General features: G+C 43.4%; 12 protein-coding genes. 4 read left to right on the plus strand and 8 right to left on the minus strand.

Annotation, left to right across the window (positions count from 1 at the left end; translation table 11 throughout):
* Positions 1-14: 14 nt before the first annotated feature.
* Positions 15-458, plus strand: a complete 444-nt coding sequence (yfbV, locus tag L5M28_RS11515) for a terminus macrodomain insulation protein YfbV (protein ID WP_081729091.1) — start codon at positions 15-17, stop codon at positions 456-458.
* Between the two features lie 44 nt (positions 459-502).
* Here the strand turns inward: yfbV and pflA are convergent, their stop codons facing one another.
* A complete protein-coding gene (gene pflA / locus L5M28_RS11520; RefSeq protein WP_105252135.1) occupies positions 503-1,243 on the minus strand; it encodes a pyruvate formate lyase 1-activating protein in 741 nt (246 codons plus the stop codon).
* A 63-nt stretch (positions 1,244-1,306) separates the two neighbouring features.
* Positions 1,307-3,589 carry a formate C-acetyltransferase gene (gene pflB, locus L5M28_RS11525; protein ID WP_263196634.1) on the minus strand — a complete coding sequence of 761 codons (2,283 nt, stop codon included), beginning with the start codon at positions 3,587-3,589 and terminating at the stop codon, positions 1,307-1,309.
* A gap of 1,221 nt (positions 3,590-4,810) precedes the next feature.
* On the opposite strand from pflB, the gene focA reads away from it, so the two are divergent.
* Positions 4,811-5,806: a formate transporter FocA gene (gene focA / locus L5M28_RS11530; RefSeq protein WP_263196633.1), complete on the plus strand. Its 996-nt coding sequence runs from the start codon at positions 4,811-4,813 to the stop codon at positions 5,804-5,806.
* 154 nt (positions 5,807-5,960) lie between these two features.
* Here the strand turns inward: focA and L5M28_RS11535 are convergent, their stop codons facing one another.
* The 4 genes from L5M28_RS11535 to cysK form a co-directional block, all read right to left on the minus strand.
* Positions 5,961-8,675 (minus strand): TonB-dependent receptor plug domain-containing protein, encoded by a 2,715-nt coding sequence (locus L5M28_RS11535; protein WP_263203386.1) that lies wholly within the window; start codon positions 8,673-8,675, stop codon positions 5,961-5,963.
* Between the two features lie 693 nt (positions 8,676-9,368).
* Positions 9,369-10,367, minus strand: a complete 999-nt coding sequence (locus L5M28_RS11540) for a TDT family transporter (protein ID WP_263196631.1) — start codon at positions 10,365-10,367, stop codon at positions 9,369-9,371.
* A gap of 151 nt (positions 10,368-10,518) precedes the next feature.
* A complete protein-coding gene (locus L5M28_RS11545) occupies positions 10,519-11,592 on the minus strand; it encodes a methyltransferase (RefSeq protein WP_263203387.1) in 1,074 nt (357 codons plus the stop codon).
* Positions 11,593-11,794: 202 nt separating this feature from the next.
* On the minus strand, positions 11,795-12,763 hold the full coding sequence (cysK, locus tag L5M28_RS11550; RefSeq protein WP_113940761.1) for a cysteine synthase A: 969 nt from the start codon (positions 12,761-12,763) through the stop codon (positions 11,795-11,797).
* Between the two features lie 250 nt (positions 12,764-13,013).
* On the opposite strand from cysK, the gene L5M28_RS11555 reads away from it, so the two are divergent.
* Both L5M28_RS11555 and L5M28_RS11560 read left to right on the plus strand, forming a co-directional pair.
* Positions 13,014-14,207 (plus strand): RDD family protein, encoded by a 1,194-nt coding sequence (locus L5M28_RS11555; RefSeq protein ID WP_263203389.1) that lies wholly within the window; start codon positions 13,014-13,016, stop codon positions 14,205-14,207.
* Positions 14,204-15,325, plus strand: a complete 1,122-nt coding sequence (locus L5M28_RS11560) for a beta-ketoacyl-ACP synthase III (RefSeq protein ID WP_028760965.1) — start codon at positions 14,204-14,206, stop codon at positions 15,323-15,325. Before L5M28_RS11555 ends, L5M28_RS11560 begins: the two co-directional genes overlap by 4 nt.
* 99 nt (positions 15,326-15,424) lie before the next feature.
* Here L5M28_RS11560 and L5M28_RS11565 read toward each other — a convergent pair whose 3' ends face one another.
* Together L5M28_RS11565 and L5M28_RS11570 are read right to left on the minus strand one after the other, a co-directional pair.
* Complete coding sequence (locus L5M28_RS11565) at positions 15,425-16,162, minus strand: hypothetical protein (protein ID WP_263196626.1); 738 nt, start codon at positions 16,160-16,162, stop codon at positions 15,425-15,427.
* A gap of 27 nt (positions 16,163-16,189) precedes the next feature.
* A partial coding sequence (locus L5M28_RS11570) for an integrase core domain-containing protein (RefSeq protein ID WP_263202519.1) occupies positions 16,190-16,430 on the minus strand: 241 nt, incomplete at its 5' end.

A 16,430-nucleotide genomic window follows, 5' to 3' on the forward strand; every position in this document is an offset into this window, starting at 1 on the left:
GTTGGTGTCTAAGATTGAGCATTAAGATCCTCAAAACCTTAGGTGATGGTCATCAGTATATGAAGACTTGGCCTATGGTTAGACAACTGGGTTTTTATTTTCCTGAGTATCGGGTCGTCCGAGCAACTCAGCTTGCCATACTGGTGATGCCAGTGCTGGCGATTTTTGTGAGCATGAGCCAGCTGTATATTCACGGTTGGGCATTTCTGCCCCAAGCTGTCACTCTCGGTTTATTTTTCATCAGCTTACCGTTACAGGGGCTGCTGTGGTTAGGCTGGCGAGCTCGCCATCCATTACCGTTAACGCTGTTCGACTGGATTAACCAGTTGAGTGCGAAGTTGTCATCCATGGGTATCAATTGCCACACGTTAGGCGCTAAGGCCTGTTACCTCGATATGGCACTGATTTTAAAAATAGCCTTTGAGCGTTTAGATGCCAGTTATTGGGAAGAACTTTAGGCCGTTGCTGCGGTTATCCCTTTTGGCTCTTTTGTTACTGTGGATTAATAAATCGCGTTAATCCCTTGCTGGACAAATACCGCTTTGATCTTTTCCATGGTTTCTCGACTTGGGGGGGATATCCCATCGAGTTGATAGCTTTCGCCCATGGCTTCCCACTTATGTTTACCTAATTCGTGATAGGGTAGTAATTCTACCTTTTCAATGTTTTTCATGGGCTTGATAAACTCGGCCAGTTGTAATGCCGATGCTTCATCGTCGGTAAATCCGCCCACTACGACATAACGTATCCACGTCGCTTGATTACGCTCTGCCAAATATTGCGCAAACTGTAATGTTCTATGGTTGCTGACTTTAGTTAACTCAATATGTTTTTCATCGTCCATGTGCTTGATGTCGAGCAGGACCAAGTCAGTATGGTCGAGCAACTCATCAATCACTGGCGTGTACTTACGTACAAAACCATTGGTATCTAAACAGGTATGAATACCTTCTTGCTGACAAGCCGTGAATAATTCGGCGACAAATTCGGCCTGTAAAATGGCTTCACCACCACTGGCCGTAACACCACCATTGCTGGCATCGAGAAAAGGCCGATAGCTGATGATTTGACTCATTAACTCATCGACCAGAACTTCTTTTCCGCCATCAAGATCCCAAGTGTCACGGTTGTGGCAATATTGGCAGCGCATTAAACAGCCCTGCATAAAGGTGATAAACCGTATGCCGGGACCATCTACTGTGCCAAAGGATTCCACCGAGTGGATCCGACCGATAACTGCCATTGTGACTCCTGTTAAAATAAGTGAGGCTGTAGCACAGTGTACTACAGCCTTGACTAATTTAGCTTACAGACCTTTTGTGAACGTACGCGTGATCACATCTTGTTGCTGTTCTGGTGTCAGTGAGTTAAAGCGCACTGCATAGCCAGAAACACGGATGGTCAGCTGTGGATACTTGTCTGGATGCTTAACGGCATCTTCGAGCATCTCGCGGTTCATCACGTTGACGTTCAAGTGTTGGCCACCTTCTTTTTTGTCATTGTGGTCGAAGTATCCGTCCATCAATGCCGCTAAGTTGGTACGGCGAGCATCATCATCTTTACCCAGCGCATTTGGCACGATTGAGAAGGTATAAGAAATACCGTCTTGAGCGTGGGCAAATGGGAGTTTTGCCACTGAGGTTAAAGAAGCGATTGCGCCTTTTTCATCACGGCCATGCATAGGGTTTGCACCCGGTGCAAATGGCGCACCTGAACGACGACCATCGGGTGTGTTACCGGTTTTCTTACCATAAACCACGTTTGAGGTGATGGTCAGAATTGACTGCGTTGGGATCGCATTGCGATACATTTTACGGTCACGAATTTTCGCCATAAAACGTTCAACTAAGTCACAGGCGATATCATCTACACGTGGGTCGTTGTTACCAAATTTTGGATAGTCACCGCTGATATCGAAATCAACTGCTATGCCGTTTTCATCACGCACCGGTTTTACGGTGGCGTATTTGATGGCAGACAGTGAGTCGGCTGCGATAGATAAACCCGCAATACCACAAGCCATAGTGCGACGTACGTCTCTGTCGTGCAGCGCCATAAGCGCGGCTTCGTAAGAGTACTTATCATGCATGTAGTGGATTGAGTTCAGTGCAGTGACATATTGAGTCGCTAACCAATCCATTAAACCGTCTAAGCGATTCATCACGTCATCAAAGTTGAGCACTTCGTCTGTGATCATGTCTGCTTTAGGGGCAATCTGGATTTTCAGTTTTTCGTCTACGCCGCCGTTAATCGCATATAGCATGGTTTTCGCTAAGTTAGCGCGAGCACCGAAGAACTGCATGTGTTTACCCACAACCATAGGGCTCACACAACAGGCGATTGCATAGTCGTCTGATTGGAAATCAGGACGCATTAAGTCATCGTTTTCGTATTGGATTGAGCTAGTGTCGATAGACACTTTGGCGCAATATTTTTTGAAACCGATTGGCAGTTTATCTGACCATAATACTGTGATGTTTGGCTCTGGACTTGGACCCATAGTGTAAAGGGTGTTCAAGAAACGGAAGCTTGATTTCGTCACTAACGTACGGCCATCTAAGCCCATACCGCCGATTGACTCCGTTGCCCAAATTGGGTCGCCTGAGAACAATTCGTCGTATTCAGGGGTACGTAGGAAACGCACCATACGCAATTTCATCACAAAATGGTCAACCATTTCCTGAGCTTGTTGCTCAGTTAAGGTGCCATTTTTTAGATCACGTTCAATATAGATGTCGAGGAATGAAGAGGTACGACCTAATGACATGGCAGCGCCGTTTTGGCTCTTCACTGCAGCTAAATAGCCGAAGTAAGTCCATTGGATCGCTTCTTGTGCATTAGTCGCTGGACGAGAAATATCGAAGCCATACTTGGCAGCCATTTTCTTCATTTGGCCTAATGCACGGTGTTGCTCGGCAATTTCTTCACGTAATTGGATAACGTTAGATAACTCTTCACCCGCTTCGAACTGCACTTGCAGTGAGCTAAATTGGGCAAACTTATCTTTCATCAGGTAATCGATACCGTAAAGTGCCACACGGCGATAGTCACCAATGATACGGCCACGGCCATAAGCATCGGGTAAGCCCGTTAAAATACCTGATTTACGACAGGCCATAATTTCGGGGGTGTAAACATCGAACACACCTTGGTTATGGGTTTTGCGCAGTTCTGAATAAACATATTTAACATCTTCATCCAGTACACGATCGTAGGCGGCGCATGAGCTTTCCACCATACGAATACCACCGTTAGGCAACATAGCGCGTTTTAGCGGCGCGTCTGTTTGTAAGCCAACGATAGTTTCTAATTCTTTGTTGATATAGCCAGCGTCGTGGGAAGTGATGGTTGAAACCATCTTAGTGTCGAAATCAACAGGCGCGTGGGTACGGTTTTCCTGTTTGATGCCTTCCATGACTTTATCCCACAATTTTGTGGTCGCTTCTGTGGCACCGGCGAGGAAGGACTCGTCGCCTTCAAAAGGCGCGTAGTTTTGTTGGATAAAGTCACGTACATTGACTTCAGATTTCCAATCGCCAGGAGTAAAGCCTTCCCATGCGTTGGCAAACAGTTCAGTTTTGTCGGTCATCGTACTAATACCTTCTGGTTGAGATAAAAGGTTATTGGCGATCAGCGTTAAGCAATGCTGAGTATAAGCCAATAGCTAATTCCTGAAATAAAGCTCCCTTCATGATGACGCCCTATGATGGGAACTGGATTTTGAAGCGCTCGTCACTCCAAAAGTCTGTCTATTGATACCCGATAAGATGACAAATATTCGCTTACTTTGATTATCGGCTACTGATAAATCTTTATAATTGGTAAGACCAATTGTCCATAGGCATATTAACATAGGTCTGTCGCTATCGCATCTTAAACGGCTTGGTTTATGCTCTGTTAATCCCAAATTTGCTAGCTAGGTAGCATTTTTTTACCACAATAGGGAATACGGCACGCTTTTTAAGTTGGTGTGACATCTGAACCCCATTATCTCTTAAATCAGCCTGCCTATATTGTTACCATTTACTGTCCACCTTTAGCGAGGATAAATCTATCCTCGTATAGGCTGATTTTGATTGGTGGGAGTCACGGCTCGATAATGGGAGCTGTCACAGTAGGCGCAGTGGTTATGATATTAAAAATAAGTTTGATGTTAGCTATTTGTATTAATTTATTTTTATTTGCTAACTTAGTGTCGATTTAGGAGACGGCATGTCATAACGCCATCAAATAAAGCATGCAATGCTTAAATCATTCAGGAAGGGTTAAAGAGTGGCTAAATACAGTAGTTTGCTATGATGCAGGCAACTTGTTACTTGCTGTTGGACTAAACTGTAAATGCTAAAGTATGGGTTATAGTGGGTTCAATTTAATGAATACCGAGAGACACGCATCAAGCTATTGGTCATTTAATGTGTCATTGCTGAGGTTTGCTTGAATCTATAGCGCATTAATTTAAGCGTTAGTTCGCTAAATATGAAATGGAAACGTGCAGGATATGCATTGTATACCATCTTAATTAAGCCACATTCTCGCGATGAAAATCGGGTTGCTGTGGTAAGACCAATTAACCTTTTGTGTTTTTGGCTTCAAAGTTTTCACATTTTGGGTGTGAATAGCATCACGCTTTAGCAATATCTGCTTCACAGCATAAGCGCGTTGTATGATACAAAGCGAGACTTTAGTGAATCATCATTTAAGCTAAGCAAATCATTATCTCGGTTTTGATTCGTGTTATCTGCGCAATGGCGCTGCTGGAGATACCTATGCTACGCGTTCAAGTTTGTTTATCTGAAGTTGGAGTTATGCAATGAAAAGCCCAAATCCATCGTCATCAGTTCCAACTGTGACAAACAGCGCACATGAAGCGCCACAGGTTTCAGCTCATTTTAGCTGTTACAATCAGGCTGAAATTTACGGGACAAGCAAAGTGGTTAAAGCACCTTGGCAGTCCTTTGGCTTAGCTGTGTTTGCTGGCGCATTTATCGCTTTAGCCTTTGTTTTTTATTTAACCGTAACTACTGGCGCAGGCGATGCGTCTTGGGGTTTAGTTCGTTTCGTTGGCGGAATAGCCTTTAGTTTAGGTTTAATTTTAGTGGTTGTTTGCGGTGGAGAACTGTTCACCAGTTCTGTGCTCAGTACCGTTGCCTGGGCACAAAAACAGGTCACTGGCGCTGAATTACTCAAATGTTGGTGCCGCGTGTATGCCGGCAATTTTGTCGGCGCTATGTTGATGGTTTGCTTGATCACTGCCGCAGGTATGTATGATCTTGATGGTGGTAACTGGGGATTAAATGCCCTTAAAGTGGCACAGCACAAACTGCACCATACTTGGATTCAAGCCTTTAGTTTAGGCATTTTATGTAACATGTTGGTGTGTTTAGGTGTGTGGATGACCTTTGCCAGCCGTGATGTGCTGACTAAATCGTTACTGTTAATTTTACCTGTGGCTATGTTCGTCAGTAGTGGCTTTGAACACAGTATCGCTAACCTGTTTATGGTGCCTATGGGCATGATGATCCAATCAATCGCCAGCCCAGAGTTCTTCGTGTCTTTAGGGGTTACTCAAGCACAATTTGCCGATTTAACCGTGGCAAACTTTATATTCAATAATTTAATACCTGTAACCTTAGGCAATATTGTCGGTGGCGGTGTGATTGTTGGTTTAGGTTATTGGTGGATAGAGCAGGGTAAAGCAACCTTGGCTGAATCACACAAAGCTCATCATGAACACTTTTCTGCACCACATTCACATACTGAAAAACCTCAGCATCAGAGTGAGATTAAGCTGACTAAACATTCTTAAAACGTCTTTAATTATCAGTCTGAAGGGAAAGTGCCCAGCAAGTAGTTGGGCATTTTTTTATGTCGGTTTACTATGATGTGTAAATAATGAAGTAAATAAAAACGGCATCCGAAGATGCCGTTTTTTGATTAGGTTCTAACTAATCAACACCATATTAGAATTTAACTTCGCCTTCGATAAACCATTCACGACCACGCGCATCATATGATGAACGGTTATAGTGTGGCCAGGCTGTATCTGTTGGATCAAAGTTTGGTCCAGCATTAAATAAGTTCATTACACCGCCAGTCACTTTAATTGCGTCTGTGATGTTATAAGCCGATGTTAAGTTCCACTTCGTTTGTGATGCAATTTCGTTTGCACTTTCATCGAATGCCAAACCTTTATCTAATGCAGCTTTTTTAAACGATTTATATCCAACACCATGCATTCTTGCTGTGTGGTAAGCGCCTAAAGTTGTTTCAAAATCGTTTATATACCAACCTAAAATGATATTGGCTTTATATTGCGGTAAACCACCATCATCAATGTCATCATCAATTGCAGCTGTAGGATCTGTTTGTACTTCAGAAAGAAGAATATAAGTACCATTAAAGTTTAGTTTTAACTCACCAAAGTCAGCGACATCCCATCCATAACCAGTGGTTAAGTCAATACCACGAACTTTCTGATAAGCAAGGTTTTGTGCGACGGTATTAATGTGAGTAATGGTACCTAATGCGTCACGGGTGATCATGTTTGCATAAGTTTCATATTCACGAGCAGCTTTGCTTGCAGAGATGTCACTTACCATGTCATCCAGTTTCCACTCCCAAATATCGAGTGAAGCATTTAAGCTATCGCCACCATAAACAGCACCTATGTTGGCTGTATAGCCTGTTTCAGCGCTAAGATCTTTGTTAGCACCAGTAGTGATATCAATATTGAGTTCATTACAGATTTTGTTCAGTGTTGGATCTGGATTTTTCTGAGATGGAGTTCCACCTAGAGCTTGGCACTGTTTAAAATCAATGATATTGCTATATGCTTGAGTTGCATCTCCATATACGCGATGCATATCTGGTGCGCGGAACACTTTACTGATAGAGCCACGAACTAATAATTCATCAAGTGGACGATACTCTACGGTTAATTGAGGCGACAAATTTCCACCGAAATCATCATATCGGTCATAACGTAAGGCCGCATCAAGTGTTAAGTCCTCAAGAACTGGAAGCTTTAATTCCATATAGGTTGCCCAGTATGAACGCTCACCAGCACCTGATGAACCACCACGGCTTAGAATATTGCCTTTAACAGATTCTGAGTCAGATTCTGATGAGTAGTCTTGAGTGGTATATTCTGCCCCAAAAGCAAAGTCAGCTGAACCTGCTGGCAGTTCAAATGCTGGACCTGTGATATTTGCTTGAATATTTTTTTGAGTTGATTGAGCTTTTTCAAACGGAGTGTACGCTATACCGCTGACATCATTTGTGCTGATTGGCGCAAGCAGTGATTTACCGTCAGTGCCTTGAGCTAGATAATTAAATAATCCACCCACAGTCGCAAAGCCACTATTGAATACATCCACATTAGTACGGCCGTAATTTACGGATGTATCCCAACTATAATCATCAGCGATCACGCCTTCCAAGCCCGCGGTGAAGAAATAGTTACGGGTACTTGTTTCTCCTGCGCGGTTGCCGAATTCGTGCAAACGACGAATATAGTTGTAGTCACCATTTTCGGCATTTTTAAAATCTCCACCAAGACCTGTATTCTTGTCGAATGTCTTTGTCAGTGAATCATCTAAATCAACGCCTAAAGTTACTTTGTCTCCTGCAACATTGACTGTGTAGTTATCGATACCCATAGGTTCGATACGTGTTGTTGATTTTGCTTCTGCAAAATCAAGACGTCCTACAAAGTTCAAATTATCTGCAATTTCATAGTTAAAGTTCGTTGAACTGATAAAACGAGTGCTTTCTGGTGATAGATCGCGCCACTTTGAGCGATCAAAGCCACATGCGCTACCTGTCCAAAGAAAACCGCCCGCTTCGCATTCACTCGCAGTTAGGACACGTTGGCCTTTTGGTGTCGTTCCACCAGCAGGTTTTTTACCTGTAATGCCAGCCCCATATGAGCTGTATTGTGAATATTTACTATAAGGTACTTTGTCTGTATCTAATCCAAAAACAGCTCTATCAGTTGCATTCAAACGCTCAGTATCAGTAAATTCGATGAAGGTTGAGACGTTACCACGTTCGGAAGATGAACCCAGAGATAGCGCAATTCGATCGCTTCCACCACCGCCTTCAGTAGTATCACCATGTCGATATTTTAATGCGACGCCATCAAAATCTCTTTTTAAAATAATGTTTACTACGCCACCAACAGCATCTGCACCATAAATTGCTGAACCACCAGATTGTAATATCTCAATACGAGCAACAGCTTCCATTGGTAAGTTTGCGGTATCAACAAAGTTGTCTGTACCACCTGCTGGTTTAGGATATTGGTTGAGACGTTTACCGTTAATCAATGTTAGCGTTCTGCTTGCACCCGCATTACGTAAACTGATTGATGACGCAGCTGGTGTAAAACCATGTACTGATTGAGTTGTCATTGCTCCTGTTGTTGAAGTCAGGCTCTGCAATGCATCTTGTACGTTAGTAAAACCTTGTTTTGCCATATCATCAGCACTTAGTACTGTAACTGGGGTTGCGGTTTCCATATCGGTACGCTTAATACGTGAACCTGTTACTTCAATACGTTCAACTTTGGCACCATCTTCAGCTGCATATACTATCGAAGTGGTTAACGCGGCAGTAGCTGCTCCGCTTATTAATGCAAAGCGAACTGCTTTGGCTAATGTAGAATTTGCACGCATTTTATTCTCCCTTAACACATGTTGTATGTTTATTTTTTATTTTTCTTAAATGGTTACTTATGTAAAGAATTAAGCTCTCATTTAATTGAGTTCAGGATATAACCACAAGAAAATAACAAGTGCAACATTGGTCATGCTGGAGTTTTGTTTAAAATTTGTTATTTACTCTCTTTTTAAAATGCAGATATAAGTAGGGTGTGTGTGTAATCGGTGGCAGATAAGGTTTTAATCTGAGTGTTTTGTTTTTTATTTGGCTTTTTGTTTTTATTATTGGTTCTTTGTGTTTTTTTATTGTTGCTAATGCTTTGTTTTATTGTGTTTTAATTTTGTTGTTTTCAATAATAGTTTGAAACTATTTTATGTGAAAAAGTAAAAATTAATAACGATATGGTTTGTCATTCCATATATTTTAGATTGGATGATTGAGGAGTGTTATCAATAAGGGTTTTCATGCGGTTTAATTTTGTATGGTGATATTTTTACACCGCGTCAGGAAACTAGAAGTAAAATTATGGAATGAAATGTTGTAAAGAATAAAAACTAATCAAATACTATTTCTGATTATTTAATTTTAACTGTTTAAATATAAAAACGAAGTGAATATCTATTCACTTCGTTTTCGGTTTATTGTTTAGTTTTTTGAGTGAACAATTCATTTTTATGGTTAATTTTTTTTACAAAAAGCTGTTCTGTTTATTTGCTATTTAGAACTGATTTTTGCTCTACCACGTTAAATTGCAGTGGAAAGTAGTGTCCTAAATAACGTAGGGCGACATAGGCAACCACTAAGGTGGCGATTACCAATTCGAATTCTGCTAAGTATTTTATCCATATCGCTAACTCACCCATGTTATTGAACTGCGTTAACCAAGCAGCGGTTTTAAAGAGGGCGGTTGCACCGATCACCATAGGGAAGGTAAAGGCTGCGTAGCCTGGGCTAAAGGGCAGTTTTAGTAGGTGAAAGAAGGCCAAGTAGATGATGCTGGTCATCAGAATGGCGATGCTCAGTAGTAAGGCGACTAAGGGAATCGACGCCTGCTCGCAAACGGTCAGATAACCTGCAAGTGATAAACTGGCGGGCGCCGCGAGAATGGCAATGGTTGGTTTAGCGGCATCGGGTATCGCCTGACAGAAAATGAGGCGATAGAGCATCAAAGGCAGCATGATTAAGTAAGCCAACATCCCAAAAACCAAAATGGCATTTGCTAACCATTGGTAGTCAGACACAGGGAAAGACACTGCCGCGACGATAATGCCAATCGGTGGTACAAACCAGCTTGGAACCATGTGCTCGAGTTTAAAATCAATGGCGCGATAATAGATAAACGCGCTTAGGAAGATCACATGGATACCAATGGCGACTAGCCACAGAGTTAAGCCTGCATGGGGGAAATAATCGCCGAGTGATTTAGACACCACCATCAAGCCCATGGCGAAGGTGGGGATCACACTACCAATCACTGGGTGGCTTAGCTCGTCCTTTAAAATATTAGGATGAAGCATGAATTTACCCATGAGCAATAACAGTAACACAGAGGCTATGATGGCCCCTGTGAGTTGTCCTGCGCCATTAAGTGAAGGTGTCATGTTCTCCCATGTCCAACCTAAGCTGGCAATTGCCAGTGCCAACCCAGCCATAGGGCTGGGAAGTTTAGCTGCGTGGGATGTCCAGCGTTTGCGTTTTGAAGTCATTTTGAATACCTCTCAATACTGACAATGCTTAACATCGCTTTTTGGGGCGCTGTTTTGATATATTTAGTGTACTGCGGGTATCCATGATAAATAAATTTGATTAATTTTATTCATTGCATAAATTTTATTTACTTTAATGTTGCTATTAAACTTAAGGTTTGAGTTTACAACGCAGTAGCGTGTGCCCTAGGCCAAGATTGTCTGTGTCTTCATCCACATACAGTCCCGCTTGGTGAAGCAGGGCCAATAAATCTTTAGAGTGATACATGCGGCTATTGCCATTGGCCATGGCGCTGAAATAGAGGCTAGTGGCATTTACGCAATAGGCGGAGGCGGCCGATGGCTGTCTATCCCAAAAGGTTTCGACGATAAAGAGTTGGCTGCTTGATGTCATTGCCTTTGCCGTGCGTTGTAAAATGCTCAGGATTTGGATTTTTGAGAAGCAATCCAAAAATTGACTCATCCAGTAAGTATCGGCGCCTTCGACAAAGGGTTGGGAGTCGTCCAGCAGATCGGTGGCAAAGGTATGCACTCGTGCTGCAAAACCTCGTGCGAGTGCATTTTGTGTGGCTACCTCAAGTTGCCCCGGGAAATCCATAATCGTGACTTCAACGTTTGCGTCATAATCACAGCAGCTCAGTGCCCATTTGCCCGTATTGCCGCCTATATCCACTAAATGGCTTGGCTTATGGGCAAACACTAATGGCAGAAGCTGTGGAAAGGCATGATCCGAATAGTAATGATCGAAGGCAAACCAGCTCTGTTTCGCTTTGGGCGGTAGATCTTTTAAGGCGGGGTAGATGGTATTCCAGTCACCGAACACCTTAAGTCCTGCGGCCTTGCCTTCGAGTAGCGCGGTATCAAGGTTAAAAAGGCCTTGATAGCAAACATCCTGCACAAAGTTAAGATTGATGGCTGCCATGTCGTCATGCAGTAAAAAGTGCCCAGTTTTGTCGAGCACATAGCCATTTTCATTTTGCCAAACTAAACCCATACTGAGTCCCATATCCAGCAATACCCCCAAGGCATATTCACTCAGTGGGGTGGATTGGCTTAACTCGGCTGCAGTGATCCCATGCTCGGCCGCTTTATCTATTTGCGCTAGCACATCGAATTTGAGTAGGCAGTGGGCGACTTGAAAGCTGATGGGGCCAAAGGCAATTTTTTGAGCTTCAAACTTTGCATTGAAGGCGCTGATATTACTTGATGTTCGGTAAAAAGACATAAAAAGGAATGAATTGGCGAGCGGGTCCGTTCTTTATAACCAAGTTAGCCGTGAAAGCCAGTTGAGATACGAAGAACTATGAGCTGTATCCAAACTTGAGCTGTAACTTGTTTATGCTCTGTAATCGAGATCTAAATAATGGAATGCCATAAATAAAAATACCCAGCCAAAGCTGGGTATTTTAAGGACGATAAAACGTCGTTTATTGAACGTTTTCTTCGTCGCCGAATTGGCCTTGGAACAAGACTGAAGATAGATAACGCTCGGCAGCCGATGGCAAAATCACCACAATGGTTTTGCCTGCAAACTCTGGCAACTCAGCGATGCGGTTGGCGGCGACAACGGCGGCACCCGATGAAATACCCACTAAAATGCCTTCTTCTTGCATTAAGCGGCGGGCCATGTCGATGGCTTCATCGTTAGTTACAGCCTCAACACGGTCAATCAATTCTAAATCTAAGTTACCTGGGATAAAGCCTGCACCAATACCTTGAATTTTATGCGGCCCTGGTTGCACTGGTAAACCCGCTAAGGTTTGAGCTATAACAGGAGAATCTGCTGGCTCAACCGCAACTGAGGTGATGGTTTTACCTGCCACTTTTTTCAAGTAACGGCTTACACCAGTAATTGTACCGCCAGTACCTACACCGGCAACAAACACATCCACTTCACCATCGGTATCATTCCAGATTTCTGGACCTGTGGTTTTTTCATGGATTTCTGGGTTAGCAGGGTTATTAAACTGCTGCAATAAAATGTATTTTTCAGGAGCCGATTGGCGAATTTCTTCCGCTTTATCAATCGCACCTTTCATGCCTTTCGCGCCTTCAGTTAGCACGAGAGTTGCGCCTAGGGCTTTGAGTAGCTTACGACGCTCTAAACTCATGGTATTTGGCATGGTCAGAGTCAGTTTATAGCCACGGGCCGCGGCAACATACGCTAATGCAATACCTGTGTTGCCTGATGTTGGCTCAATCAGCTCGTGATTTTTTGTTAATAGACCTTTCTTCTCGGCATCCCAAATCATATTGGCACCGATACGGCATTTAACACTGAAACTTGGGTTACGGGCTTCGACTTTGGCCAGCACTTTACCTTGGCTAACACGGTTTAAACGTACTAGTGGTGTATTACCAATAGTATATGAATTATCTTCGAAAATTTTGCTCATGGATTGCTTGCTCCTATGTTGGCACTACTGAATCATAATCTGCTGTGGCGCTTTTAGAAGTGATTGTTTGTTCTTCTTTATTCGATTTGGTTATTAAAGGGTGTGCTGTTATTCGCAAACCCTGATTGGCAGCCAGTTTAACTGTGTTAACCTCTTGCTAACATAAAAAAGATTGTGGCATTAACAGGGATAACTTCTTGATGTCTCAATCGTAAAACTAGCCTATCACTCGTATCGGACAAGCGCAAAGATGAAGCAGCAACAAATGGATCTGGGTAAAGATCCAAAAACGATGGTAACACCAAAGGCATTTACCATTGCTGCAGCCGTGTTATATACCCCATTGGCGACACCGTTGAAGCGGATGTTAGCCATACTGATTGATGGTTTGCTGATCACTGTGTTAGCTGAGCAGATGGATTGGATGTTTGTCTTGCTGGTGGTCAGTATTATCTGGATTGAAAAGCGCAGTCGTAAGTTTGGTCGTTTACTCAAGTGGGGACTTTATGCCTTGATGTTGGTTTTTATGTTGCTGACAACCGCCAATAATCTGTTTGATTTTAATGGAACAGACGTTAAAAGCAGTGAGGGAGTAGAGCAACAATTTGCATTAGGTGAACAAATCATTACGTCACTACCAGCATTGATGTCGTTGAGCCACTGTAATAATTATGCTTGTGGTAAAACTCAAGTTCAGTCCCTACATGAAGCGATAAAAAGCGCTTCAGGATCAAAGGGCATGACAGAAAATGATCAACGTGAAATAGTGCTAGCAACCATAGCCAACAGTAGTTTGCCTGCCATAGACAGTGAAAAGTTACAGGCGGAAGTGCTTAATGGCAGCCTATGGCCTGTTATTACGCTTCCTGTTGAGTTGGCGACAACAGATTCTCCGCCTGAGCCTATTCAAGCTATTTCGCCGGATGTACAACCGCAAAGTGCGGTGGGTGATGCAGTGAATGTGAGCTCTTCGCAATATTCTCGCCTCAGAACCGTTGATGAAGCTACAACCCATAGTGTTGTCGCTTGGGTGAAAGGCTTTCTGAGTGATATGGGGCTGGGTTTTGGTTGGGCAGCGTTTTACTTTACCGTCTTTACTGCACGATTTGATGGTCAAACCTTAGGTAAGAAGATGTTGGGCATTCGGGTGATCCAGCTCGATGGTGCCAACATCAGTTTATGGGCCGCGTTTGGCCGTTATGGTGGCTATGCCGCAGGCTTTACCACTGGCTTACTTGGCTTTATGCAAATATTTTGGGATGCCAATCGGCAGGGGATCCAAGATAAAATATCTTCAACAGTCGTGATAGACTTAGTGCAAATGCATAAAAAGCAACGATTAGAGCAACAAGCGCAGGGGCAAAATGAGTTAGCACCTGTGCTTACGAGTGATGATGCATCCTCTGCTCACCTTACAACCAGTACCCGTTTGGAGCATTTATGAAACAGGTCGTCATTTCGGGGAGTGGCCTATTTACGCCGCCCCACAGTATTTCCAATGAAGCCTTAGTTGAGAGCTTCAATGCTTATGTGGATATTTTCAATCTTGAAAATGCAGGCTTAATTGAGCAAGGCCATGTTGCGGCTTTGTCCTATTCATCGAGCGAGTTTATTGAAAAAGCCTCAGGTATCAAGCACAGATATGTGATGGTGAAAGAGGGCATTCTGGATCCCGAAGTCATGATGCCGTTGATTCCTGAGCGCAGCAGTGACGAATTATCTATGCAGGCTGAGATTGGCCTTGAAGCTGCCTTGATGGCACTAAAGAATGCCAATCTCAAGGCTGAGCAAATTGACTTAGTGATTGTTGCCTGTGCTTATACTCAGCGTGCGTATCCTGCTATGGCGATTGAAATTCAACGTGCACTGGGTACGCGGGGTTATGGTTACGACATGCAGGTAGCGTGTTCATCGGCGACGTTTGCAATTGTCGCCGCGGCTAATGCCATTGCTACGGGTTCTGCCTCAAGAGTGTTAGTGATCAACCCTGAGATTTGCTCGGCACAGGTGAATTATCGCGACCGTGACAGCCATTTTATCTTCGGTGATGTGGCGACGGCTCTGGTACTGGAAGAACAAAGCTTAGCCCAGTCTGATCATGTGTTTAAGATCCTCTCAAGCCGCTGTTTTACCGATTACTCGAACAATATTCGCAGTAATTTCGGTTTCTTGAATCGCTGCGATCCGAGTGCGGCCCATCAAGCTGATAAGTTATTCCACCAACAAGGGCGCAAGGTATTTAAAGAGCTGTTGCCGATGATTTATCAGCATTTGGATGAACATCTGGCCGAACAAGCGTTAACGCCACAGTCTTTTAAGCGTTTATGGTTGCATCAAGCGAACATCAACATGAATCAGTTTGTAGTGAGAAAGTTGCTTGGGGATGATGTGTCAGCGGAACAAGCGCCCGTGGTGTTAGATGAATACGCCAATACGGCTTCCGCGGGTTCTGTGATTGCATTTCACAAGTTTTCCGGTGACTTTAAGACTGGCGATTTAGGTTTATTGAGTTCGTTTGGCGCAGGATATTCTATTGGCAGTGTTATTCTGCAGAAGGTCTAAGATTCTCACCGCCATAATAAAAAGCCCACATCGAGGAAGATGTGGGCTTTTTATGTCAGTTGTTTGCCTAAGTTGCTTTCTGTTTAAGGCAATGATTGTTTATAGCAGCCATGCGTAACTTAACTTCATAAAGTAGGTTTTCTCGTCCCGTGTCAGGCGGCTTAACTCATCATTAGCCTGCAAACTATCAGAGTATCCGAGGTAGAACACACTCTGCGGATTGAGTTTATAACCGTAGAGGAGCTCATTGCCTAAATGCGCTTCCTCACTCTGCGGCGCTGAATATAAATACTGCGCTACATTGCGATTTATCCGGGTGTAAATGCTAGAAAGGCGAATAAAACTGTGTAGACTGAATTGCCAGTTGAGGCGTACATCGCTCAGATTAGCGGTAAAAAGCGCACCTTGTTCCACATCCATTTGCTGATAAAGATGGGATATATCGATAGAAAGTCCATTAGCAATTTTCCAATTGATACTCGGGTTCATTTGCGTTTTAGTGCCCAGCCTATCATTGATAAAATCAATTTCATCGCCGTAGTACATTTCAAGCTCCATACTCAGGGGCGATAACGGGGTTACTGCGCCATAAAACCACACTTGGGTTTCATCATATAGTTGACTATTTCCGGCGATAGTGAGCAGTGAAGCATCGAGGCGAGGGCCCACACGTTCACGGGTTTCTATACCAAAGGTGATTTCGCTTTGTAATGCGCCGAGGATTTCTATGTAGGCTTCATACTCTTCTTCAAGTCGTTCGCCTGCTTGGTTATGAGTGATATCCCAATCTCCCGCTAATTCTACCTTGTTAAAGGTGCCCGTAGGATACCAAATCAAACCCGCACCAGCCTCAAAGTGTAGTGGTCAAGTAAAATTGGCCACGATTTTAGAGTCATTCCAATATAAACGTTCTGACTCATTTGGCGTTAACCCACCATTATATTGATGGGGTCTAGTCTCGCTGTAATATCCAGTGATGTAATTTGTGATCTCTTTATCTGCTTCTGTGAAATTCCCATAACCACTTGCGGGTATCCATTCAGATTTCAAACTTCTAAAGAAACGATCCATCGGTGCGTTATCCCAACAATTCCCGCGACGTCTC

Source organism: Shewanella sp. SW32 (assembly GCF_025653365.1).
GTDB classification, from domain to species: domain Bacteria; phylum Pseudomonadota; class Gammaproteobacteria; order Enterobacterales; family Shewanellaceae; genus Shewanella; species Shewanella oncorhynchi.